This window comes from Cryobacterium sp. 10C3, from assembly GCF_034314285.1.
Lineage (GTDB): Bacteria > Actinomycetota > Actinomycetes > Actinomycetales > Microbacteriaceae > Cryobacterium > Cryobacterium glucosi.
This window is the reverse complement of record NZ_JAVIWF010000002.1, coordinates 2,866,431-2,890,781: the sequence shown is the minus strand read 5'-3', so window position 1 is coordinate 2,890,781 and position 24,351 is coordinate 2,866,431. Positions and strand designations below refer to the sequence as shown.

19 protein-coding genes and 1 riboswitch are annotated in these 24,351 nt (G+C 61.2%); of the genes, 10 read left to right on the top strand and 9 right to left on the bottom strand.

Going from position 1 to position 24,351, the window contains the following annotated elements; all coding sequences use genetic code 11:
• Positions 1-117 precede the first annotated feature (117 nt).
• Positions 118-2,028 carry a KUP/HAK/KT family potassium transporter gene (locus RGU41_RS14655; RefSeq protein WP_322135565.1) on the bottom strand — a complete coding sequence of 637 codons (1,911 nt, stop codon included), beginning with the start codon at positions 2,026-2,028 and terminating at the stop codon, positions 118-120.
• Positions 2,029-2,577: 549 nt separating this feature from the next.
• On the opposite strand from RGU41_RS14655, the gene RGU41_RS14650 reads away from it, so the two are divergent.
• Positions 2,578-3,975 carry a glutamate decarboxylase gene (locus RGU41_RS14650; RefSeq protein ID WP_322137292.1) on the top strand — a complete coding sequence of 466 codons (1,398 nt, stop codon included), beginning with the start codon at positions 2,578-2,580 and terminating at the stop codon, positions 3,973-3,975.
• A gap of 688 nt (positions 3,976-4,663) precedes the next feature.
• Positions 4,664-6,136 (top strand): LCP family protein, encoded by a 1,473-nt coding sequence (locus tag RGU41_RS14645; RefSeq protein WP_322135566.1) that lies wholly within the window; start codon positions 4,664-4,666, stop codon positions 6,134-6,136.
• 441 nt (positions 6,137-6,577) lie between these two features.
• Here RGU41_RS14645 and RGU41_RS14640 read toward each other — a convergent pair whose 3' ends face one another.
• Complete coding sequence (locus RGU41_RS14640; protein ID WP_322135567.1) at positions 6,578-7,267, bottom strand: hypothetical protein; 690 nt, start codon at positions 7,265-7,267, stop codon at positions 6,578-6,580.
• Between the two features lie 267 nt (positions 7,268-7,534).
• Positions 7,535-7,704, top strand: a riboswitch (M-box (ykoK) riboswitch).
• A gap of 354 nt (positions 7,705-8,058) precedes the next feature.
• Between RGU41_RS14640 and RGU41_RS14635 the strand changes: the two genes are divergently transcribed.
• Both RGU41_RS14635 and RGU41_RS14630 read left to right on the top strand, forming a co-directional pair.
• On the top strand, positions 8,059-9,642 hold the full coding sequence (locus tag RGU41_RS14635) for an Nramp family divalent metal transporter (protein WP_322135568.1): 1,584 nt from the start codon (positions 8,059-8,061) through the stop codon (positions 9,640-9,642).
• Between the two features lie 61 nt (positions 9,643-9,703).
• On the top strand, positions 9,704-11,002 hold the full coding sequence (locus RGU41_RS14630; protein ID WP_322136699.1) for a magnesium transporter MgtE N-terminal domain-containing protein: 1,299 nt from the start codon (positions 9,704-9,706) through the stop codon (positions 11,000-11,002).
• A gap of 426 nt (positions 11,003-11,428) precedes the next feature.
• Here the strand turns inward: RGU41_RS14630 and RGU41_RS14625 are convergent, their stop codons facing one another.
• The 4 genes from RGU41_RS14625 to RGU41_RS14615 form a co-directional block, all read right to left on the bottom strand.
• Entirely contained in the window at positions 11,429-12,613 is a 1,185-nt protein-coding gene (locus tag RGU41_RS14625) for an FtsW/RodA/SpoVE family cell cycle protein (protein WP_327014470.1), read from the bottom strand.
• Between the two features lie 404 nt (positions 12,614-13,017).
• Entirely contained in the window at positions 13,018-13,392 is a 375-nt protein-coding gene (locus tag RGU41_RS14620) for a hypothetical protein (protein WP_322136697.1), read from the bottom strand.
• Positions 13,393-13,468: 76 nt separating this feature from the next.
• The gene (locus tag RGU41_RS21015) at positions 13,469-14,383 is read right to left on the bottom strand and encodes an MIP/aquaporin family protein (RefSeq protein WP_369125156.1); all 915 of its coding nucleotides are present in this window, start codon (positions 14,381-14,383) and stop codon (positions 13,469-13,471) included.
• Positions 14,307-14,786 (bottom strand): hypothetical protein, encoded by a 480-nt coding sequence (locus RGU41_RS14615; protein WP_322136696.1) that lies wholly within the window; start codon positions 14,784-14,786, stop codon positions 14,307-14,309. The genes RGU41_RS21015 and RGU41_RS14615 overlap by 77 nt, the downstream gene beginning before the upstream one ends.
• A 50-nt stretch (positions 14,787-14,836) precedes the next feature.
• On the opposite strand from RGU41_RS14615, the gene RGU41_RS14610 reads away from it, so the two are divergent.
• Entirely contained in the window at positions 14,837-15,274 is a 438-nt protein-coding gene (locus RGU41_RS14610) for a low affinity iron permease family protein (protein WP_322136695.1), read from the top strand.
• Between the two features lie 181 nt (positions 15,275-15,455).
• Positions 15,456-15,626, top strand: a complete 171-nt coding sequence (locus RGU41_RS14605) for a hypothetical protein (RefSeq protein WP_322136694.1) — start codon at positions 15,456-15,458, stop codon at positions 15,624-15,626.
• 233 nt (positions 15,627-15,859) lie between these two features.
• Here RGU41_RS14605 and RGU41_RS14600 read toward each other — a convergent pair whose 3' ends face one another.
• Together RGU41_RS14600 and RGU41_RS14595 are read right to left on the bottom strand one after the other, a co-directional pair.
• Positions 15,860-16,645, bottom strand: a complete 786-nt coding sequence (locus RGU41_RS14600; RefSeq protein ID WP_322136693.1) for an MgtC/SapB family protein — start codon at positions 16,643-16,645, stop codon at positions 15,860-15,862.
• A gap of 21 nt (positions 16,646-16,666) precedes the next feature.
• Positions 16,667-17,566 carry a DUF1003 domain-containing protein gene (locus tag RGU41_RS14595; RefSeq protein ID WP_322136692.1) on the bottom strand — a complete coding sequence of 300 codons (900 nt, stop codon included), beginning with the start codon at positions 17,564-17,566 and terminating at the stop codon, positions 16,667-16,669.
• 280 nt (positions 17,567-17,846) lie between these two features.
• Between RGU41_RS14595 and RGU41_RS14590 the strand changes: the two genes are divergently transcribed.
• Positions 17,847-19,031, top strand: a complete 1,185-nt coding sequence (locus tag RGU41_RS14590; protein WP_322136691.1) for a hypothetical protein — start codon at positions 17,847-17,849, stop codon at positions 19,029-19,031.
• On the opposite strand, the gene RGU41_RS14585 is transcribed toward RGU41_RS14590, so the two are convergent.
• The gene (locus tag RGU41_RS14585; protein ID WP_322135197.1) at positions 19,028-20,329 is read right to left on the bottom strand and encodes an ISL3 family transposase; all 1,302 of its coding nucleotides are present in this window, start codon (positions 20,327-20,329) and stop codon (positions 19,028-19,030) included. The genes RGU41_RS14590 and RGU41_RS14585 overlap by 4 nt on opposite strands.
• 123 nt (positions 20,330-20,452) lie before the next feature.
• Between RGU41_RS14585 and RGU41_RS14580 the strand changes: the two genes are divergently transcribed.
• From RGU41_RS14580 to RGU41_RS14570, 3 genes are all read left to right on the top strand, one after another.
• Positions 20,453-21,730, top strand: a complete 1,278-nt coding sequence (locus RGU41_RS14580; RefSeq protein WP_322136690.1) for a hypothetical protein — start codon at positions 20,453-20,455, stop codon at positions 21,728-21,730.
• 838 nt (positions 21,731-22,568) lie between these two features.
• A complete protein-coding gene (locus tag RGU41_RS14575) occupies positions 22,569-22,748 on the top strand; it encodes a hypothetical protein (RefSeq protein ID WP_322136689.1) in 180 nt (59 codons plus the stop codon).
• Between the two features lie 86 nt (positions 22,749-22,834).
• Entirely contained in the window at positions 22,835-24,136 is a 1,302-nt protein-coding gene (locus RGU41_RS14570) for an FtsW/RodA/SpoVE family cell cycle protein (RefSeq protein WP_322136688.1), read from the top strand.
• Positions 24,137-24,351: the final 215 nt, after the last annotated feature.

The following is a 24,351-nucleotide window of genomic DNA, read 5'->3' as shown; positions in this document are numbered from 1 at the left end:
CCTTGGCGATCGCGCTTTTCCCGTCCTCTGACCCAACGATGTGGCCGTGAACTTCAGCAAGTGTTAGCGGCCTGGGGTTGTGGGATCGTCAACCGTTTCTTTGAGTTGGTCCGAGGTTTAGAGGAGTGCTTCGCGGGCGAGGACGATGGTTCTGTCTCGGGGAAGCTCGATGACGTCGACGGGGTCGGGTGCGAGCCTGTCGAGGGCTAGGAAGAGGACTTGGGCCCAGCGAAACATTTTGCTCCGCCGGTTGTAGCGGGGTACTGGGGTGGAAATGAAGAATGTTGCGCGTGAGGAAGCGAAATTTACTAGCGCTGTCTTGTCAACGGTGTGAGCTTCGGTCAGCAGTTCTGTCATCCGGGGTTGCTCAAGGAATCCGATTTTCGCGACGACGCGAACGATTCCGGAGGGGAACGTTTCGACGTTGATTCGTTGTTTCATCCCGACGGTGGAGGGGACGTCGATCGTTGACCAGCTCAAGAGGATGGAGCGTTTTTGGAGGGCATGATTTTGAGTGACCATTGTGCGCAGGGCAACGGGCACAATATTTGGATTCCGGGTAATGAACACTGCGTCTCCGGGAACCCGGAACAGGTCCCCTTTGGCGCGTGTGAGAAAGGACTCCAGGTCGCTGATGGGGAGCTCGCCGATGCGTCGTGCGGCGCGGATGCGTTGCTGTCCTATCCACCATGAGCCCATCACTGTGAATATGATTGCGCCAATTGCCAGTGGGAGCCACCCTCCCGAGGTCGCTTTGGGTAGGTTCGCAACGAGGAACGCGATAGTAACCAGGAGGATTGCGCCTGCGGCGATAATTCTTGGCGTGAGGCGTCTGGAGTGTGCCCAACTCCAGGCCAGGTAGACGATGCTGGTGATGGAGATGGTAGTGGTGACGGCGATGCCGTATGCGGAGGCCAACGCGGCGGATCCTCGGAAGCCAATTGTCACGGCGAGCACAGCAAGTGCAAGTAGGACGTTGATGGCTGGAACGTAGATCTGGCCCTCGTTCTTTTCCGATGTGTGAACTACTCGAAGTGGAGGGAAGAGCCCCAGACGCCACGCTTGATGGATGACGGAGTATGTCCCTGAGATCACAGACTGGGAAGCGATGATCGTGGCGGCCGTGGCGAGGATGACCATGGGGAGTTGACCCCACGCGGGCACGAGGCCGAAGAAAGATGCGGTCGCCTCCTGCGGGTGGCGCAGAGCCAAGGACGCCTGCCCAAGATAGTTGAGGACCAGGGCGGGAAAGACGACCCACATCCATGCGCGCGTGATCGCTTGTCGGCCGAAATGGCCGAGGTCGGCGTAGAGGGCTTCGGCTCCCGTAACGGCCAGAACGATCGCTCCGAGGGCGAAGAATGCTGTCCCGGGCTGGTCGATGAAGAAAAGTACAACCCAGTGCGGCGAGAGCGCTTGAAGGACCGCGGGGTCCTCCAGGATCGATGCGCCACCCGTCACTGCGAGGACAAGAAACCAGAGCAACATTATCGGGCCGAAGAGCCGTCCGATTGTTCGGGTGCCAAATCTTTGTATCGCAAAAACACCCAGCAAGATCACGACTGCGATCGGCACCACAAGGGCGGACAGGGTCGGCTGGATCACTTCTAGACCTTCTACTGCGGACAGGACCGAGATCGCGGGAGTGATCACGCTATCGCCTAGAAACATTGCGGCACCCAGCATGGCAACAATAGTGAAGGTCGTGAGGGTTCGAGCTTTCAGACCGCTCCGGCGGAGAAGCCCGAATAGTGCGAGAAGCCCACCTTCGCCTCGGTTGTCAGCCCGGATTAGGAAACGCACGTAGAGGATCGTGACAACCAAAGTGAGCGCATAGACGATGGTCGCCGTCGACCCATACACATATTCGGCCGACGGTCCGCTGGCATCGAAGCTGCCGGCGTCAAACGTCGTCGTCGCCGCGTAAAGCGGGCTGGTGCCAATATCGCCGAAGACGACACCCATCGCCGCAATCATGGGACCCACAACCAAAGCCGGACCGCGTGCGCTCAATTTTTCCAACTTCACGAATCTTTCTACGTCCAAGACAGGCTCACGGCAGCTGGGACCGCTGTCGATCCGGTTAACGGTTAGCGTGCGAAGCGGTCTTGAAGGCGCCGCGTCAACTAACTCCTGAATCCTAGGGTGCGTGGAGAGCGTTCTGTGCCGCAACGGGTATCGTGCGACGTGTCGGCAACCATCGGTGAGCACCAAGTCGACCTGGCCGGCGCCCACTCCAAAGTTCCCACGGACCGCCCCTCTCTGTGAACCTCCGGAAATAGATGGAAGGCCCGGCGGCTGGGGTGCGTGAAGCCCTGGTCGTCATCGAAGGCGGTAACACCACGAGCAGGGCGGCGATGCGGGTCGAGACGCGGTGGCGGGTTAGGGCACGGTAGGTGGTCATCGCGGATTCGTCTTCGGTGTTTCGTCCCGCGAGCTCGAGCAACACGTACATTTTTCGACATGATCTCCAACACCATCCCGTCGTTGCGGCAGAGCAGATCGACTGCATACGCCACCCCGACCGGGCTGCGGGCAACGGCGGTTCGTGGTCGATTCCCGGCCCGATACGGCAGCATGGACCCCATGCAGGCCAACTCAGAGTTCAAGCCGGAGTTCTTAAAGATCAACCCGCTCTTCGCCCGCCCGGGAGAGGACAGCGTTGTCCCACGCTATGTCCTCTGCGCGGACCCGATGGAGCCGGAGACGGCGTACCAGATCATCCACGACGAGATCATGCTCGATGGCAATGCCCGGCTGAACCTCGCGACCTTCGTGGGCACCTGGATGGATGATCACGCCGGCCGGCTCTACACGGAGGCCTTTGACAAGAACGTCGTCGACAAGGACGAATACCCCCAGACCGCGGCGATCGAGGAGTATTGCTGGCGGATGATCGCGGGCCTCTGGCATGCGCCTGAGCCGATGGACACGATCGGCACGTCGACGATCGGATCCTCGGAGGCGTGCATGCTCGGCGGACTGGCCCTGAAACGACGCTGGCAGCAGGCCAGGCGGGCGGCCGGGAAGCCGACCGGGCAGCCGAACCTCGTGATGAGTTCCGCGGTGCAGGTGTGCTGGGAGAAGTTCTGCAACTACTGGGACGTCGAGGCGCGCTTCGTGCCCATCAGCGAGGAGCATCCGAGCCTCGACGGCCACAACCTCGAAAGCTATGTCGATGAGAACACGATCGGCGTCGTCGCGATCATGGGCGTGACTTACACCGGGGTCTACGAGCCGGTCGCGGCGATCGCCGCAGCCCTCGACGAGGTCCAGGAACGCACCGGACTGGACATTCCGATCCATGTCGACGCGGCATCCGGGGGCATGATCGCGCCCTTCCTGCAGCCGGAACTGGCCTGGGACTTCCGGTTGGAACGGGTGCATTCGATCAACACGTCCGCGCACAAGTACGGTCTCGTATACCCCGGCCTGGGCTGGATCGTCTGGCGTTCGAAGGACCTGCTGCCGGAGGACCTGGTCTTCCATGTCAGCTACCTCGGCGGGAGCATGCCCACGTTCGCCCTCAATTTCTCCCGTCCCGGCGCGCAGGTGCTCCTGCAGTATTACCTCTTCCTCCGGCTCGGGTTCGAGGGATACCGTGCCGTGCAGCAGGTGTCCCAGGACGTGGCACGATTCCTTGCGCGCGGCATCGAGAAGATCGGCGCCTTCACCCTGTGGAATGACGGTTCCGATATCCCGGTGTTCGCGTGGCGGCTCACCCCCGGCCACACCCGGAATTGGAACCTGTTCCACCTCTCGGACCGGCTGCGTTCCCATGGTTGGCTCGTTCCCGCCTACCGGATGCCCGACGACCTGTCCGAGATGACGGTGCAACGCATCGTTGTGCGCAACGGGCTCAGCATGGACCTGGCCGCACGCCTGCTCACGGTCATCGAGCAGGAGACGGCCTACCTCGACAGGCTCGAGGGGCCGATGCCGGTCGAAGGGCAGCAACCCGGATTCACGCACTGACACCCCGCGGCGGTCATCCGCACAGCAGATTCCCCGTATGTTCGGTTGGGCGCCGCGATGCCAAATGCAGCCATGAAGGAGACCCGGTCACGACAGGCGTGGTGGCGGCGTCGACCATGAGGGGGATCGCGGAGGGGAAGCACTGAACGAGAACTGAACCGCACTCCTAGAGTGAGGGATTCTCTGGCAGGCGCCGGTAGACAGTGTGGTGAGAAGCCTCGCTCAGCCAAACACCCGGCAGCCTGCGGCCGGCGGTGTCGATTGGGTTGACGAGGACCGTTGGAACGTGGCCGTGCTGGTCACGTTTGACCACGACAACAAAAGTTTGGCCCAAAACATCGTCCGTCCGGAGAGTCACGGCCGTCCACATTGTTGACATCGGGTTTCCCTCAGCGTAATAGGTCTTGTCGAGTGTAGAAGTTCGGTGTGCCTCCTCACAGCAGTTCGCGAGGTCGGGCGTGGACAGAGGTTAGTCAATGCATGCGTTGCCCGCGAAGTGTTGGGGCGCTCCGGACGGTCAGCGGGACGGTCGGTGGACATGACGGTGCTTCCGATAGGACAGCAGGCAGTCGAGGAGGCAACAATGAAGCACGTCCCTATATAAGGCCCTCGACCCGGGAAAGGCCCGAAGGACACTCCCGCACCGCGCCAGAACGCAGCCTGGTCCCAGCTACACTCTCGATTCCCCATGCTCCGGCTGCTGACAGAGCCACGAACCGCTCGGTGGGTTCCCAGCAGTTGCCTACTCGCGTTGTATAAGGTGCGGAGCAAGCGTGTTGTTTTTGACGGGGTAGCCGCTTTCGGACCGCAGGAGAAAGCCGGGGTCAACGTGACGGAAAAGCCGCCGCAACCGCTTCGGACGCGAGCGCATTCCTTGGGTGCCCCTATTCGGCACGGACGGTTGCAGCGGCGTGGCCCATGGCAAACCGTGAGGGTCGCGCTCGTGTTCTCCGTGAGCGTTCTCCTGGTCAGTGGGGGGACTATTGCAGCTGTTGCCACGTGGGATGTTGCCAGCAGCGTGAAACCGGGCGTGCATCTCGCCCACCTTGCGGACACACCCGGGAGCACTGCTGCGCCTGCGGCAGACGTCGCAGCCATTTCCGGCGGGGTCGATCTACTCCTGACGGGAACGGATACCCGGTCCGGGCAGGGTGGGGCTTTTGCGACGGGCGCAGGTTTGGCGGGAAGTTCCGGTGCGGGCAATAACGATGTCACCCTGTTATTACACATTTCGAAAAACCATCAGAACGTGAGTGTGATCAGTTTCCCTAGGGATCTCATGATCCCTGTTCCTGCGTGTCCGCAATCTGATGGGTCGACGGCGTCGGCGTCCAGTCGGGTGATGTTGAACGCGACGCTCGCCCGCGGAGGGCTTTCCTGCGTGGTGCTCACGATCGAAAAACTTACCGGCGTTCAGATTCCCTTCGCCGCCCAGATCAGTTTCGACGGGGTCTCAGCGATGTCCAACGCCATCGGCGGCGTCACCGTGTGTGTGGCCTCCCCGATCGATGACCTCTACACGAATCCGCCCTTGCATTTGGCGGCCGGACAGCAGAGCATCGTCGGTGACATGGCCTTGTCGTTCCTGCGGAGCAGACACGGTGTCGGTGACGGCAGCGACCTGGGCCGCATCAGCAACCAGCAAGTGTTCATGGCTGCGTTGGCCCGGAAAGTCGAAACGGGCGGCGTCCTCGGTAACCCTGTCATGCTGTACTCCCTGGCCAAGGCGGCGACAGACAACATGGTCCTCTCTGATACCTTGACCAATCCCACGACTCAGGTCCAAATTGCGCTCGCGCTCAAAGATACCGGGTTGGCGAACATGGTCTTCCTTCAGTACCCCGCTGTGGCCGACCCTCAGGATGTGAACCGTGTCATCCCGCAGAAGGAGGGTGCTGCTGTCGTGAACGCAGCTCTCGCCGCTGACCAGCCCATTCAGCTCAGCGGTGCCCCCGGTCGGGCAGCCGTTCTGGACAAATCTGCGCCCGCGGCCCCGAATCCCACGCCCACTTCCCTCTCGACTCCTGTGCCGGGCAAGACTGTACCGGCCACCACACCCACCCCTGTGCAGGCGGCCACGCCCGGCCCCGGGGGCGCCGTCCTCCCGGCGACCGTGACGGGACAAACAGCAGCTCAACAAACCTGCAGCAAAGGAAACTAGGGCGCTCGACCCATCCCGGAAATCCACGCTGGGTCACAACGAAAATAGCGCTTTGAGACACGCGGATACGGTACCTGTCTAACGCGAAAGCCTATTTTCTGGCTGGAGCAGGGGAGAGGGATTGCTTCTTGGGCAGAAAGTCCCCGGACCACGGATACCGCCCGCATCCCTGTTGGCCTTGTCCCGGCGTCGATATCCGCAACTCGACGCTTTCATCCTCGGGTCCTCGGGTCCTCGGGTTCTAGGGCCCTCGAATGCAACCCAGAGCAGCGACTTCTGTGCATTCATCACCACTCGTGGGAAAGCACCACTTGGATATCGGCGAAGACGCCGGTCGACAGCGCCTCAGCTGCCAGTTTGCTCGGTGTTGGCATCGCTGGCACGCTTGGCAGCGTCGTGCTGGAGTGGCGGCTACCAGCGTGGAGAACTGGAGATCGCCGGTTAGAGGGAGCTTCCCAAGGGGTTGAGGGGGTGCAGGTTGCGGTCGAAGTCGTATCGGAGGAGTTGCCCGGTCGGGAGTTCAGCGTCACGGGTCTGCCGAGCATTGCTGTCGTTGAGAACGATCCGTAGTTGAGCAATAACGTGCGGATCTGCCATGAGAAGTATGGTTTGCCGGTCGGACAGCAGCGGCATGAGCAGATCTGTGACGAACGACCGCCTCGAAGTGGATACGACGTTCTTGGTGTCCATGTTTGCTGATAGTTCGAGTCTGCTCGGCGGGCTGAACGAGGTCGAAGTCGCGTCACCGGTGTCGCCAGCTTCGGGGGACGACTCGGTCCGCGACAACCAGCCGGGCCGGAGTGAGGGGTCTTGGCGCCGTGCGCTTTGGTGACGATCCCAGGCCTCTTCAACGTCCAGTCGACGGTCGGAGCGGACAACGCGCGGTAGGTGACGCAGTTCCGTCAGTACCCCTTGAGTGAGCGGCATCCAGCCCGGTTCGCAGGGCGTGAGGACCATGTCTGGTGCGATCCGGAAGAGATTTAGTCGGTGAGCGGCCAGACGCGCCTGGGCGGTGAACGTCGGGTCCGTCATCGTGCCGAGAGGAAGGTCAGGCCCGGGATCAGACCGGGAACCGGCTGCGACCTGGTTCGCGTTCAGTGGCAGCAGGATGAGTGATCCGAATGAGTGCATCCCTGTCCTCTGCTTCCTCAAGTCTTGGTCTCGACTTAGGTCCTCGCCCTTGGCGTTCTGGTCTTTCCGGGTCCGATGAAGGGTTGGACCGGGGGATCTAGTCGAGTTGAGCACTTTAGAACGCGGCGCGCTAGCAAGGTAAAGCTATCCATGTTGCCGCGCCGCCCAGACGGCGGCCGTTTAACGTCGCGGCAAGGTGAACGCTTGTGGAACATTGACAGCCGCGATTGCTTCTGTTGGGGTCTCCGCGTACAGTCATCTTTGCAGGGCGCCGTTCGTTAGCTGAGGCTCCTTTGTGGATATAAGCCAGCGACCCCCAACGTCCAGAGACGCCCCGGGTCAGGACAGGTTTTCCCGGAACAAGGGATTGCCCCGATTGGCTCCCGGTTTCCGGGTTAACGCCGCAAAGTGCCAAAGGTCTTACGAGGAGAGGTTACCTCGGCCGGTCTGGTCGGACTCTTCGTGTGCGCTGAGCAAAGCGGAGGGAGCACGTCAATGAGCGAGAGCCATAGACCCTACCTCCTGCCGACCACGCGCACCAGGTAGCAGTCTGCCTGCACACGCCTTTCTGGTGGCGTGCCCCGCGGTGATCGCAGCCCGGCCAGGTCATATTTTCTCGCCCGGCCCTGTGGTTTCCGCGGTGTTCCCGACATCGCCGGCCCTCGTGGGGCCGCGTTTGATCGGCTCCCGGATCCTGTCTTTTCATTTCCTGCAGAAAGTTCACCATGGATACAACGTCAAACCTCGTTCCTCCGACCGGGCCCGTGTCAGCGGTCCTGGATTCCGCGCACGTGGGCGATATTGAAGGGGCCATGGGCACGATTCGACTCGGCGATGATGCGCCGCGGCGGGGCGTGCGGGCAAAACTGCGTACCCTTTTGGCCATTCTGGGTCCTGGACTGATTGTGATGGTCGGCGACAACGACGCTGGCGCGTTTGGGACCTACACGCAAGCTGGCCAAAATTATGGGACCACATTGCTGTGGACGTTGCTGCTGCTGGTACCTGTCCTCTACGTGAACCAGGAAATGGTGTTGCGGTTGGGGGTGGTCACGGGGGTGGGCCATGCCCGGCTCATCTTGGAACGTTTTGGAAAGTTCTGGGGAGCCTTCAGCGTCATTGACCTGTTCATCCTGAACGCGCTCACCATCGTGACCGAATTCATCGGTATCAGTTTGGGCTTGCAGTATCTGGGCATCCCCCAGATTCCCGGCGTAATTGTTGCAGCCGTGCTCGTGCTCGGCGCCGTCAGCACCGGGTCTTTTAAACGGTTCGAACGCGTCAGCATGGTTCTTGTTGCCGGGTCCCTCTTGTTGGTCCCCATTTTCTTTCTGTCGGGTCCGAATCTGGGTGAGATGGCGACCAATTTTGTGCTCCCCGGGATGCCACCCGGGTCCCAACTTTCCACGGTGATGCTGCTCATCATCGGGATCGTCGGCACGACCGTCGCCCCGTGGCAGTTGTTCTTCCAACAGTCCTATGTCATTGACAAGCGCATCACGCCCCGGTTCATGAATTACGAAAAGGTCGACTTGTGGATCGGGATCTTGATGGTCATCGTCGGTGCGGCCGCGATCATCGGCTTCACGTCCGCCACCTTCACGGGCCGGCCCGAATTCGGCAATTTCACTGACGCACTCGGGGTCGCAGAAGGCCTCGGCAAGTTTGTCGGACGTGGCGTGGGAGTGATGTTCGCGATCGCGTTGATCGACGCGTCCATTATTGGTGCGGCCGCAGTAGGTTTGTCTACTTCATACGCGTTGGGCGACGTGTTGGGGTTGAAGCACTCCCTGCACCGCAAACCGTGGGAAGCGAAGGGCTTCTACGCCGTATTCGCTGCCCTCCTCGCCCTGGCAGCCACGATTGTTCTGATTCCCGGTGCGCCGCTGGGACTCTTGACCGTGGGAGTACAGACTCTCGCCGGGGTGCTGCTACCTTCAGCCACGGTCTTCCTCTTATTGCTCTGCAACGACAAAGACGTGCTGGGCCCCTGGGTCAACGGCAAATGGTTGAACCTGTTCACGTCTGTTGTCGTCGCCGTGCTGGTCATGCTTTCCATCATCCTCACAGCCAGCGTTCTCTTCCCAGACATCACGGGAGAGACAATCTTGTCCATCCTCGGCGGGGGCAGCGTCTTGGGAATTCTTGTCGGAGCGACCGCCCTGGTCCTTCGCCGGCGACGCCCGGCCGGTGATGCGGTGCTCCCGATGGAACACAGTCAACGTCTCCGTTGGCGGATGCCACCCCTCACCCTCCTCGCCCGCCCGGAGCTCTCCACCGGTCGGACCATCGGATTGGGCGTGCTGCGCGCCTACCTGATCCTCGCTATGGTCCTCGTCGTGGTCCGCGTCATCCAGCTCGCACTGGGCCACTAGCCGCGAGCACCATATTCTCAATACCACCCCGACAACGTGCCACCTCTACCTAGCCTTGTTCGTGAAAGAAGCCACTGTGTCTAACTCTCCCGTTCCAACAACAACTAAATCCGCTCTCCGTCTTTCCCAACTCCTGCGCCATGCCGTGGTCGACAGCCAAGGAAAACAACTTGCCAAACTCGCTGACGTCATTGTTCGCCTCAGGGGAGATGACTACCCCCTCGTGACCGCGCTCGTGGTCAAAGTGGGTTCCGAAACCATCTACGTCCCGATCGCCGACGTCAGAGCCTTGGAACCCAATCGAGTCGAGCTCACCACAGCCCGCTTGAACGTGCGGGCATTCCAGCGCCGCCCGGGCGAGGTCCTACTCAACGCTGACGTCCTGGGCCACCGCCTCATCGACGTGCACATGGCCTCCCTCGTCCGTGCTCACGACATTTATCTCAGCTCCGACACCGCCACGTGGGCTGTCACAGGATTGAACGTGCACCAAACCCACTGGTGGTCCACCCGGAAGAACATCGCCACCGACCCGGCACGGGACTGGAAATCCTTTGAAGCCCTCATCGGCCACGAACCGTCGGTCCTCGTTCGCGCCCCGTTTGGGAAATTACGCCGTCTCAAAGCAGCCCAAATTGCAGACCTCATCGAAACGGCAGACGCTAAAGAGCAAAGCGAACTCCTCACTCAAGTCCACAACGACCCGGAATTCGAAGCAGACGTCTTTGAAGAACTCGACGAAGACAGCCTCACCCATCTCCTCAAATCCCGAAGTACTGCTGACGTCGCTTCTGTCCTGACCCGGATGCGGGCAGATGACGCGGCCGACGCCATCACTGACCTTCCTCAGGCGCGACGCCGGGAAGTCCTCGCTCTGCTCCCTGAACCCCAACACACCAAAGTTCTGGCCCTGCTGGGCTACCACACCGCAACGGCAGGGGGCCTCATGGGTGTGGAATACCTCGCTCTGGCGGAGCACGCGACCATCCAGGACGCCCTTGATCTCATTCGCACCTCGACAACTCAACAACCGGAAGCCCTCACCACCATTTACAGCACCGCCGACGACGGAACACTCCGTGGTGCGATCAGTATCATCCGCGCCCTCCAAACAGACCCGCACCGTCCCCTTCGCGAAGTCGCTGACCCTGATCCCGTTCACGCCGCACCACAAGATGACATCATCGACGTCACCACCCGCATGGCTGACTTCAACCTCCTCACCCTCCCGGTCCTCGACGAAAGCGGCCACATCCTCGGCATCATCACCGTCGACGACGCCCTCGAAGCCGCCCTGCCCCAGGACTGGCAACGCCGCGAACCCCAAACTCACGCCTCCCTCACCCCGGGCGCCGTGTGAGATCGTGCCGTCTTTTCGAACAGTGGCTCCTCCCAGTGAAGGATCGTCTCATCCAGAGCAGCGTTACGATTTCACTGAGATAGCGGCGGAGGAAATGGGCTCGGATCTCCGCTGACACGATCTCAGTTCCGCGCTACGTAGAGGCGATTCGGCGACACCGGCTGTGAAGTGTTTCCTTCTCTTCCCTCCGTCTCTCTTCTCACCGAATTCGTAAGGGTGACCGAGAGCTCAGCAGAATCACATCACGGGCGCTATGTTCGCCAGAGGCAAGTACAAGCTCTACCGCGAGGTAATCCATACGCTAAACGGCATGGGGGCGTCGTGACCGCTGGGCGCGGTGGCCCCGAGGCTCTCCCTGACTGGTGTTTCCACCGCGAGGCCGACGGCGATCTTGACATTGAGATGGAACGACGAGCTCCGCGGGGGCTACGAGCCAGCGGGCCGTATGGCGGGGGACGTGTGGAGCTTGTCGCTAACTCTTGTGTTTTGACCGTTCCTGGCGAAGGAGAGCACGACGCCGATTGCCACGAGGGTCGTGAGCAAGGCTGTGCCTCCGGCCGAGATGAAGGGGAGGGGAACTCCGAGCACGGGGATGAACCCCAGAACCACACCAATGTTAACGAGGGCCTGGCCGATGATCCAGACCATGACTGTTGCGGTGGACACTTTGGCTTGCAGGTGTGTTGTGGCGCTCATGATTCGGATGAACCCGACTGCGAGGAGTACGAACAGGAGGAGAACGGCGACGGCGCCGATGAGGCCAAGTTCTTCGCCGATGATGGCGAAAATGTAGTCGTTGTCGGCGGCCGGTAGCCAGGACCATTTGGCCTTGGAGTTGCCAAGGCCAACGCCGAGGACTCCGCCATTGGCCAGCGCCCATGTGCCGTGCAGGGGTTGCCAGCATGAAGCCGAGATCGTCCCGGTCGTGGTGTCGCATCCAGTTCCAAAGAAGCTGAGGATACGCGTCAACCGATTAGCGCTTCCCGCGGCAGCGGCGATAGCGCCCACAGCGCCAATTCCTAGGGGAATCGCCAGCATGCGCAACCGTACGCCAGCGAAGAAGAGCGAACCAAAGAGCATCCCGGCCATTATGACGGTCGTACCGAGGTCACCTCGGATCATGACAAGCATGACCGCGGTCCCGCCGACTCCGAGGACGGGGATGAGGACGTGTCGCCAGTCGTCGAGTTGGTTTTGCTTGTGAGCGAGGATCGTGCCGAGCCAGATGGCCAAAGCCACCTTGATGGCTTCGGAGGGCTGGAATTGGAAACTGCCCACTGATAGCCAATTGGTGTTTCCGGCGACGGTCACGCCCAGCGGAGTGAATACCAGGCATTGCACGAAGCAAGTGAGGATCAAGGCCGGCCACGCGATCCGTCGCCAAAATTTGAGCGGAGCCCGGCTGACGAGGAGCATCAACGGGATGCCGACCAGGGCCACGAAGCCCTGGTGGAGGAGCACGCCAAAGAATCCGCCACCGCTCAGGTATGAATCCACCGACGAGGAAGACAAGACCATGGCCATTCCGAACACGACCAAGAACACTGTCGTGCCCAACAGCAGGAAGTAATTCGTTGGCAGAGCATGAAAAATTCGCCTCACCCGAATCATTCGCACTTGGGGTATCGGCGCCGACGCGGTGTCTGCCGTGGCAGGGCGAACGGACCTCAAAGTGGAGCGAGTGCGCAGTGAATTTTTCATGTGGTCTCAGATTTCCCGCGTGCCCCATCAGTAAATGGCACTTGTTGGAAAGAACCAACCAACCATCAAAAATTGTGGCCGGTCCTCCTGTGACATGCCCGTTGGACTATCCTCCCTCAGCGGCACAAGAATTATCGCAGGGTGGAAGCGTGTCGCACGACGCCATCTACGGGCTGGCTTCAGCTGTCATAGGCCCGGGACAGGTGACATCGATCCCTTCATCGTCGCGCCGATACACCTGGATGCGGACTGGGCAACCGGGCCACATCACGAGCAACCCGGTGAGGCAGCCTCACGGTTTCAGCGAGACAACGTCAGAGGAAATGGGCACTGACCTCCGCTGAAGCGACGTCAGTGCCGAGCCAAATATGGGTGATTGGGAGCCCGGTGTTGAGTGCTCTCCTCTCTTTTTTCCTCATCTTCACATCCAGGCGCCAGCCTCTGACGGACAAAGTCGCCAGGTGATTTCGGATTCGGATCGTGGTCGGCGCGACGAAGTCGATGGAAAGTGGGTGACCAGTGCCGCGCCAGTCCACTGACATGTGGTCGAAGAGGCGGCGTTTGATCGTGTTCCACCTGCCGGTACCGGTACCGGTGCCGGGAGGCAGCAGCCGATCGTAATGCTCAGTCCGCGTTTCCTGAGCCATGGCGCCGAGACCTGCCCTGCACCGGGTCACGAAGACCGACACGGGACACCATGACCAGCTAGCCTGGTTCCTCAACCGCAATCTGGTGTGTTTTCGTGCTGGTCTTTTGGCGGAGCGTTCACAATCGGTTATCGGGGTGGGGGTGTCGTTGGCTGGGTTGCTCGGGGTCGGTTCTTCCCTGGGCGGCTTTCGTCCCCGTGGGTCCGCCACCTGGGCCGCGTAGAAAATAGGCTGAGCCCACGGCTAGGAGCGTTCCGATTGAGGGTCCGAGGAGGTATACCCAGGTGTGGGTGAAGTCGCCGCGAACGAGGTCTGGGCCGACAGTCCGGGCGGGATTCATCGAAGCCCCGCTGACTGGGCTCGCCCATAGCCCCGCCAGAATTATGTACCCGCCCACCGCAATCGCCGAGAAGGATCCAACGTTCTGCGCCCCGGATGCGGAGCCCAGAATTGTGCTCACCAGCCCCATAGTCAACAAAGCCTCGACGACGAGCGCTTGCGAGTCCGTGAAGGCAGGACCGGGGACTGTCTCGCCGTTACCTCCGTGTGGGCCAAACACGGCTATCAGGGTTAGTGATGCCAGGATCGCGCCGGCCAACTGGGCGAGGACATATCCCGGCACTCGGCGCCAAGGAAAGTCACCTCGCAAGGCGAAGGCAACACTGACCAGCGGGTTGAGGTGAGCACCGGATACGGCGCCCATGAACAATATGATGGCCGCGACCATTAACCCTGGCGCCGTGACACTGGCGCCGCGGCCGACGTCCCCGTGGGTGAGGGAATCGACTGTTCCTGCTCCAGCCGCGACCAGAACCAAAAAGTACGTCCCGAACATTTCAGCGCCAAGTCGAGTCCATTCTCGATTCCGGTTATTGAATTCATGGACCCAGCCGCGGTCCCGTGGCGACAGCCCCAAATGCCCCACGTCACGGCCCGCAGAAATGATCACGGCACGCCTACGCGCTGATGATCTGCACGGGGACCTCGGCGTCCTCGTCCACGTAATTCGCCGCGCAGATCCGGTGATAACCATCGGCGATCTGCGCGACGCGACCCTTGCCGATCTGACCTCGAATGATCAAACACGGCGACAGCTGGACGCCTGCGGCTATGCGGTCCAATTCCTTGGCAACATCCGGGTTGCTGCGCGGCAAGAGCGGCAACCCACAACCCCGCAACAGGTCCTTGGCCTTGAAATGGACGACCCGCGTCCCCCTCAACTGTTTCACAAGCGCGTCAATCGCCTTGGGCTTCGCGTTCAGCGACAGATACGATCTCGCCGCCGCATAATCGTGTCCCGCCACATCGACCCGCCACCGGAGCACCCCGGCTTTCGGCGCCTTTTTGTCAGGGACCTGTTTCACACTCGTGCTCATCATGATTTCTTTTCCCTTCCTCGCGGCCGGGACGTCATCTTCTTGGTCGTAAAGCTGCACGGCGCGACCGGACGCCAACGCGAGCTGGCTCCGAAGCTAGTGTGGATCGCATGTCCGGTCAAGAGCCTCCCCGATCCAACTCGCCCCGACAAGCGCCCGGCGGACGTGAACGCCACTGGAGTAGCCGGTTCATCCATCGAGTTGGCGATATCACTGCACATGCTTCTTTCGGTCTCACTGCCGCGTTCATCACTCTGCTGTGGTTGTTTTCGGGCCTTCTCCTAGGCTTTCCTGCCTGGTGGGAGACGGCCCTCACGACCGTGACCGCCACTATCACCCTCGTCATGGTTTTCGTCATCCAGCACACTCAAGCTCGACAACAGGCCGCGACACAACGAAAACTAGACGAGCTATTACGCGCCCTACCCACAGCCGACAATCGCCTCATAGCCGTGGAAGCAGCACCAGACAAAGAACTCGATGATCTCGCCGACCGCAACCTCACCCACCGCGAACAAGCCGTCCACAATGCCACGCCACAGCCCTAAAAATCGTCCAGGAGCCTATGGCATGGTCCCGGGCCCCGCCGCCTGTGCCGGGAATCTCAGGAGCAAAACAGTGGGTGTTCGAGATGAACACGTCTTCGACACGCGCTGCCAGCCAAGCTGCGTCTTTATACTGGGCGCAGTAAAGCGGCAATCCGCTTGAACCCTGAAAGAGGAGATGGACATGACGCTCACTGAAGAGATCGATGCTTTGGCAGAAGACGTGCGCGCCAAGTGGTTGCTCGTTGACTACGGTCTGCCTCTGGACGTGTTCATGAAAATGGTCGCGGCCGAGAGCACGCGCACGTGGGAGGCGCTTCGCCTCATCGCGAGGCGTGTTGACGCCGGAGAATAGATCCGACAGAGCCCAGCATTGGCGTGGAAGACGAATTATTTCACCCGGGTAGCGGCACAGTCCACAAAGATCAGATCGGTGTCGGCCGGGGTGGGCGACACCTGCGTATGTGTTTCGCCGGCGATGAGGTTAGCTTCGGTCCTGCCCACTGCGTCTCGCGCTTTCGAGAAAGGCTTTCACGAGGGGTGACCTCGTGCGGTGTATTTCGTTGACGATGTGGATGGTGCTGCCCACTAATTGCCGCGAAGGGTGAATCGGCGCCGGGTCAGGGGCTGTTGGTCGTCACGATCGTCGTCCGTGCCGGTCTCTGGGTTGTTGGAGTGCCAGGAGAGGCTACTCACACCCTGCTCGAGAGAGAGCCGGGTGACCAGTGTGTCCAGTAACTCAGGTGCATTTCCCTCGATCAGGAGCTCAACCTGGAGTTGGACAAGACTGGTGCCGGTGAGGGACTCTTCCGGGGAATGATTTGCAACACTTCGCAAGACGAATGCCGGTCCTGACAAAGCCTGAACGAGTTGAGCTCGAAGGTGCGGTTCATGTTTGCGGCGAACAAGGATTAGGAGAGTGTAGGAGCCGACTGACTCTTCCTTCGTAGCGGGGGCGCGATCAACCAACCGCCCAAGCGGACGAAGTAGCAGGTGTATCGCCAGCACGACCGCCGTTGTTGTCAGGGCGGGTATGAGATGTCCGGCAGCGGCTTGACATCCCACGGCGGCCGAGCACCAGAGAGTTGCCGCGGTGTTCAGCCCCTGCACGGTAAAGCCCTGCCGCAAAATCACCCCACCGCCGAGAAAGCCCACTCCCGAAACGACATACGCCGCAATTTGCAGCGGTGCCTGGGGAACACCGGCTTGCTCTCCGAACAGCACAAATACTGCGGCACCCGCCGCTACGAGGGCCTGAGTCCTCAGCCCAGCCGTTCGTGAGCGAAATTGACGTTCGAGACCGATCATCAGGCCACACCCGGTGGCTAGAAGCAGGCGAAGCGCGAATTCAAAATCCGTTGGGTTCACAGCCACTCACTCTTCTTTGTATGTTTTTTAGAATGTGACGGTGGGCAGTGTTTGTCTGATGGGGTGGTCTTGGGGGGCTTCGGATTCGATGTAGTTGCAGATAGCGACTATTGCTTTGTCTTGTTGTGTGAGGTGGCGCTGAAGTCTGCGGCATTCATGGACGACTGCTTCTGCGTCAAGGTAAGTCTGCTCGGCGCGTTGGGTACCGGCCCGGCCGAGTACATCTTGCCCGACCATGATGACGAACATGAACACCAGTTGGAGGAGGCTGGAAATAAAGAGGAGAAACGCGAATGGGTAGGGGTCGAAAGTGATGATTCCGGTCAAGGCCAATCCGATCCACCCGAACTGGAAAAACACAGCAAAATAGAAAGCCCACATTGTGCTGACGGCCCTTGTAATTGCGGCAGCGATACGACCATTGAGTCCCACATATTGCTCCCCGACCGTAGTCGGTGTTATCGTCTCCCTTTCCTTCACCCGCGGGTGCGCACTCGATTTGACCAGATCGACGCCCTTGTTGAGGATGCGGTCTTGTTCCACCAGGTGGGAATGCAGTGTGAGGACCTCGCTGAGAATCGTTTCAGCGTCTCTGAAGGTGCGTTCGGAACGATGATCAGAACTGCGGCCGAGTACACCCTGGCCTACGAGGATCACGAACACGAGTACCAGCTGCACCAAGTTACCCAGGAACAGTAGGAAAGGGAACGGGTAAGGGTCAGTCTTATGTAACGGTCCGACGCTGGCCAGGACAATCCAGACGAATACGAAAACGATAGTGATATAGACGGACCACATAGATCCGACCTTGCTGGTAAGGAAAAGTCCAAGTCGAGCATTTAGGCCAAGATGTTCATTCTCACTGGCCGCAGCAGCGTCAGTGGGCGCCGTTCTCTTGGAAGGTCTCAATTCGCGGGTGTGGTCCATGACGCTCATGATAAGCGACGTGTAGATCCTCACAGACCTGGGTTGCCAGTGTTGGGGCGGCGGTTTGACTGGCGCTTGGTGGCCGGTCGCTCCCCACGGCCTCCTCGCCCGGGTCACAGCCCATGGACTTATAACCGCCTGACCCCCGACGAACTGAAAGGCTCCACCGCGAACCTCGTTTGGGGGTGCGTTCCGCGAAGATGATCGGCACGCACTCCGAGTGCGCCGTAGCCTGTACTCGGACCGTCTCCCGTAGTAGTCGGCTGCGAGGGGGACCGAAGTGCCAATTTCTGCTGGGTTGAGAACCCGTGCCTGGGTGGCCGCGCTGGCCATCGTCGGTGGGGCATTGGTCGCGATCCCGCTCGCCGCGGCCCCACAGGCCGCCGAAGCGCTCACCGGATCCGAGTTTGATCCGGGCTACATCATCTCCGACCAGAACTTCTTCGACACCAGCACCATGTCGGTAGGGCAGGTCCAGGACTTCCTCAATGCGCAGGTTTCGTCCTGCTCGAGCGGTTATGTCTGTCTGAAGGACTACACGATGGCGACCTATGACCGGGCCGCCGTCGAACCAGGGCACTGCTCCGCCTACGCCGGTTCCGGGAGCGAGTCGGCCGCCAGCATCATCTTCAAGACGGCGCAGGCCTGTGGGATCAACCCCCAGGTGCTGCTGGTGCTTCTGGAGAAGGAGACCGGGCTGATCACGGACACGTCGCCGACCGACTCGACGTACCGCAAGGCCATGGGCTACGGATGCCCGGACACGAGCTCGTGCGACGCGGCTTTCTACGGCTTCTACAACCAAGTTTACAAGGCTGCGTGGCAGTTCCGGCAGTACTCCAACTACCCGGATCGCCACTATCAGATCGGCAATGTTTCCGTCGGATACCACCCGAATGCCGCCTGCGGGGCGACAGACGTGGACATCCGGAACCAGGCAACGGCTGACCTCTACAATTACACGCCCTACCAGCCCAACAGTGCGGCACTTGCCAACCTCGGCGGTACCGGTGACGGTTGCTCGTCCTACGGCAACCGTAACTTTTGGGTCTACTACTCGAACTGGTTCGGTTCGCCCACCGGCGTGACCGCCAGTCCCTTTGGCGTCGTCGACTCCATCACCGCCTCACCCGGTAACTTCAGGGTCAGCGGCTGGGCCATTGATCCCGACACCTCTGCCCCGGTGGCCGTGCACGTTTACGTGGGGAGCGTGGGGACCGCCTTCAGCGCGGACCTCGTACGTAACGACGTCGCGGCCGTCTACACGGGCCTCGGATCCAACCACGGCTTCGACGTGACCGTGCCGGTGACGTCCGAGGGACCGAACACGGTCTGCATCTACGCGATCAATGTCGGTCCTGGCTCGAACGTGCAACTCGGCTGCCGATCCATCACTGCGATGAGCGGCTCACCGATCGGCTCAATCGACGGGATTAAGGGCTCTCCTGACTCTTCCGTGGGTTAGTCCCGGCCGGGAAGCACGGGTTTGTGCCCGCCGAGGCTGAGCATTGCGAGGGCGATGAGGGCCTCGGGTGATTTGAAGCCGAACGCGATGCGGGTCATGAGGCGGATCTTGGTGTTCATGGATTCGACGCGGCCGTTGGAGAGGCTGTGCTCGATGGAGGCCAGGATCGCGGTGCGGTGTTTCACGATGCTCTTCTGCAGTTTCACGAAGGACGGGATGCGGCAGCGGCGAGCCCAACCAACCCATTTGTCGAGAGCTTCGGTCGCTTCCTCGAGAGGCAGTTTGAAGATCACACGGAGGCCTTCCTTCAGGTAGTACGCCCGAGCCAGCCGGGGGTCGGTCTGCACGATCCAGGCGAGCTTCGTTTGTTGCTTCTCGGTCAGGTTTTCCGGGTTCTTCCAAAGCGCGTATCGGCAGTTCTTGATGCCCGTCGCCCGGGCGCTGTCTGGGCGTGCCGGGGCGTCGGCTGGGGGCCGGCCGCGAGTGCGTCGGGCATCGTTGTGCCGGGCGGCTTTGCGGGCCTCGTTCCACGCGCCCCGGCGGACTTCATCGAGGGCCTCGGTGGCCCATTTCACGACGTGGAACGGATCAGCGCAGCGAACAGCGTTCGGCGCTCGTTCCGCGACAACACTGGCGATCCAGGCCGCACCGTCCGCGGAAACATGCGTGATCAGTGCCGAACGCTCCGGCCCCAACGCATCAAAAAACGTCTCGAGGGTGGCCTTGTCCTGGCCTGGTGCCGCCCAGACGAGACGGCCAGAATCGTGGTCCACGACGCAGGTCAAGTACTTGTGGCCGCGCTTGTAACTGATCTCGTCAATCCCGATCCGGGTGAGGCCCGCGAACTGGTCGAACTGCTTCTCCGTATCTGCCCAAACCCGGGTGATGATCGCGCCCACGGTGCGCCACGCGATGCGCATCAGCACGGTGATGGCGGACTTGGATGTTTGCGTGGCCAGCCACGCGACCTGGTCATCGAAGAACAAAGTGTGCCCGCTCTGATGCCGGGCCCACGGCACGGCGGCGACCGTCACGCCATGCACCCGGCAGCTCACCCGCGGCGCCGCAGCTTCTAAGTGGATTTGCACCGAGCCGGCGTCCAGGGATCGCCAGCGGCGCCGCCCGTCACCGGCGTCGTAGCGCGGGCAGCGCTTCCGGCAGGCCCCGCACCGGTTCCGCATCGATGCCGTTGGGCGCACCGACGCGACCAGCATGCCCGTATCCGCGTCGAGATCGACCGCTTCGACGATGGTTTTGTCGACTCCGAGCAGAGTCCGCCATAGTGTTGAGTTTTGCACGCCGTTTTCTCGTCCCTGTGTTTCTTGCCTTTGTCAGTTAGAAACCTAGACGGAGAGCGGCGTGCACTCGTTAAGGCGCTCGGAAACCACCCACGGTAACGTCAGGAGAGCCGGATTAAGGGCGTGACCGGCGGCGTCAACGTCTCAGGGTGGGCTCTGGACCCGGATTCTACGGACCCGATCGCGGTACACCTTTACGTTGACTCGGTCGGTAAGGCCGTCTCGGCGGGGATGTCACGCCCCGATATCGCGGCGGCATACCCGGCATACGGCGCGAATCACGGTTACAGCGATACCCTCGCGGCGTCGCCGGGACCGCACTCCGTCTGTGCGTACGCGATCAACACCGGTATCGGCGGGACCACCGTGCTGGGCTGCCAGAACGTGGTCGTCCCCGATAGCGGGTCGGGCGTGCAGGATCTGGGCCGGGCGCCGATTGGTGCACTTGATGCGGCAACTGTCGCGAGCGACGGCGTGACTGTGTCGGGTTGGGCCATCGATCCGGACACGACCGCGTCCATCCGGGTGCATATTTACGTGGACGCGGTGGGTGCGGCGTTCATGGCGGACAAGGACCGTCCGGATGTTGGGGCGGTTTACCCGGTCTACGGTGGGGCGCATGGTTATTCGGAGAAGATCGCGGTCGCTCCCGGATCTCATCGGATCTGCGCGTATGGGATCAACACTGGGGCGGGCGGCAATACTCAGTTGAACTGCAAGGACGTCGTTGTGCCTGTTGCGACGATCCCTGATCTGGGCAGGGCGCCGATTGGTGCGCTTGATGCGGCAACTGTCGCGAGCGACGGCGTGACTGTGTCGGGTTGGGCCATCGATCCGGACACGACCGCGTCCATCCGGGTGCATATTTACGTGGACGCGGTGGGTGCGGCGTTCATGGCGGACAAGGACCGTCCGGATGTTGGGGCGGTTTACCCGGTCTACGGTGGGGCGCATGGTTATTCGGAGAAGATCGCGGTCGCTCCCGGATCTCATCGGATCTGCGCGTATGGGATCAACACTGGGGCGGGCGGCAATACTCAGTTGAACTGCAAGGACGTCGTTGTGCCTGTTGCGACGATCCCTGATCTGGGCAGGGCGCCGATTGGTGCGCTTGATGCGGCAACTGTCGCGAGCGACGGCGTGACTGTGTCGGGTTGGGCCATCGATCCGGACACGACCGCGTCCATCCGGGTGCATATTTACGTGGACGCGGTGGGTGCGGCGTTCATGGCGGACAAGGACCGTCCGGATGTTGGGGCGGTTTACCCGGTCTACGGTGGGGCGCATGGTTATTCGGAGAAGATCGCGGTCGCTCCCGGATCTCATCGGATCTGCGCGTATGGGATCAACACTGGGGCGGGCGGCAACACCCTGGTCGGGTGCCTTACGATCACGGTCTAAACGGCCGTACGCGGGGCGTACCCTGGTCACCGTTACAGGTAGCAGGGTCGAGGCCGGGAACGGGCGCCGCGTGCGTGGCCTCGCCCTGGACTCGTCATTGGACGGAGCTAGGGAACAGGCATTCGCGTTATTCTAAATGCCGTCCGTAGGAGAGCTTGGCTGACATTTGTATCGCTGGGGCCGGCCTTACCGTCATCGCCACGGCCTGGTGGTCGTGACCTCGCTCGGGGAAAGCCGGACGAAGCCGGGCAAAAACGCGCACAGCATCGAGGCAGTTTCTGTCGCTCGCGGCGAGTTCCTGGATTCACCTACGGGCACGCCGGGCGGGACGGAGGTGACGGTACGCACGCTGCGAACCCAATAGTGCGGATGTCGGCACGGCAGCTGCTACTACTTCGGCGGGACTCGACAGCCGGGTTGAAGACATCACTGCACGTGCCCTTTTTCGATCACACCGCGGACGGCCCTTTTCATTTTGAAAGTTCTTACACACGGCTTCGCGCTCGCGCGAACGGCTCGCGTTCTTAGAGACATCTCTCCGGCTGACGATTGCATATCCTGCGGGACAACCCCATCCAGGGGGCATGGGAGCATTAGTGTCGGAAATTGGCCTCAGTGAGTTTGCAGGGCGCTCCACCATAGTTGTGACGAGCGCCGCCTTGCGCGCTTTCGTACGGTGGCCTTTCGCTGCTGGCTGATGAACGGACTCTCCGATGACCTCTTCAACACCCGATGCCCGTCCGATCGCTCATCGTGGCGAGGCGAGTAAGCGTGTGCGTCGACGTCGGAGGATCCTGGTGTCGCGGGCGCGGGCGCGGTCGTTGTGATCGTTGGGCGGATGGCGGCCTTCGCGATCTACAGTTACAACGATCTGTCCAACCTCATCCACCGTTCGACGATCACGATGTCGACCGCGTCGGCAACGCCGGGGGTACCGCAGAATACCGGCGAGACGAAGGACGCCTACACCGACCGGGCCACTCCGCTGCAATCCGGGTCGATCCCGTGCGTCGAATAGGCCCGGTCACAGCATTACCCATTGACCGTGCGGCACGATTGCGCGGCGCGGTCCCCGGAGTTCGGACCCGGAATGTTGAACTGTTCTTGTTGCTGCTGGCCAGTGTCATTGTGCTCGGCAGTGTGCTGCTCGTGCAGCTGGGAGCTACCGGACACACTGATGCGGCGTTCATCGGTGTGAGCGCGACACTTCCAGCCCTGTCGCTCTTGACGCACGTGGTGATGCGGTTCGCGGCACCGTTATCTGATCCGTTCATTCTGCCGATTATGACCGTCCTCAGTGGGCTTGGGATCGCGGAAATTTATCGGATCGATCTTCATTACGGCTCTACCGGCTGGGCAAGTGCGAGCGTTCGACAAATCGTCTGGTGTGCGATCGCGGTCATTTGTGCACTGGTGACGCTATTGGTTGTACGGAACATTCAGCTCCTGCACCGATACACGTTCACCTTCGGGCTCATTGCCGTGGCCTTACTCGCGCTTCCCCTGGTACCCGGAATCGGAAGAGTCGTCTCCGGCGCTCGGGCCTGGATCAGCATCGGTTCGCTCAGTTTCCAGCCCGGGGAGATCGCGAAGATCGCTTTGGCGGTCTTCTTCGCAGGATACCTTGTGCGACACCGCGACGCGCTGTCGCTCTTGGGGAACAAACATCTCGGATTTCGATTTCCCCGCGTTCGCCATACGGGCCCGATCGTTTTGGTCTGGCTGCTCTCTATCCTTGTGGTGATCGCCCAACACAATCTCGGCCCTGGCCTGCTTTACTTCGGGATCTTTCTCGTCTTGATCTACGTTGCCACAGCACGGCTCAGCTGGCTCATCATCGGTGGTCTACTCATCGTGGCGGGCACCGCTGCTGGCAATGCCAGCCTCAGCTACGTGAACCTTCGGATCACTAACTGGTTCACCCCATTCGACACCCAGGTCTACAACGCGACCGGCGGAAGCTACCAGCTCGTCCAAGGTCTATTTGGCTTCGCGCACGGTGGCCTGATTGGCACTGGCCTTGGCCAAGGGCAGCCTTGGATCACCCCGGTCTCGCAAAGCGACTACATCTTCGCAAGCCTCGGTGAAGAACTCGGCCTCGCGGGGATCTTTGCCATTCTCTCCCTCTACCTTCTCTTCACCGCGCGCGGCCTGCGAATCGCGCACGACAGCGCCGACGACTTCAGCACTCTCCTCGCCGTCGGGCTTGCCTTTGTCGTCGCCCTGCAGACGTTCATCATCATCGGCGGACTTACCCGCATCATTCCACTCACCGGACTCACCACCCCCTGGCTCTCTGCCGGCGGATCCTCCGTCATCTCCAACTGGGTCATCGGGGCCCTCCTCCTACGAATCTCCAATCAACGCCGCCCATCACGCCAGCGGGCGGGACCTAAAAGTTCATGATCCGAGATGCCAGTGACCAAGCCCGGTTCACGTCTTGACAGATCCTCGGTTGCGTCCCGCGGAGCGGTGCACTTCCCGGTCTTGGGGCGTTGCCACTCTCGTAGGTCAGCAAGGCGTCGTGACCGGCCGCGGCCCGCGCAAAAGTCCTCGTGCGTTTCCACTATTTTAGGCGTGCCAGAATTCCTCTATGAGGCATTCCGTCTTTGCCAGGTCCC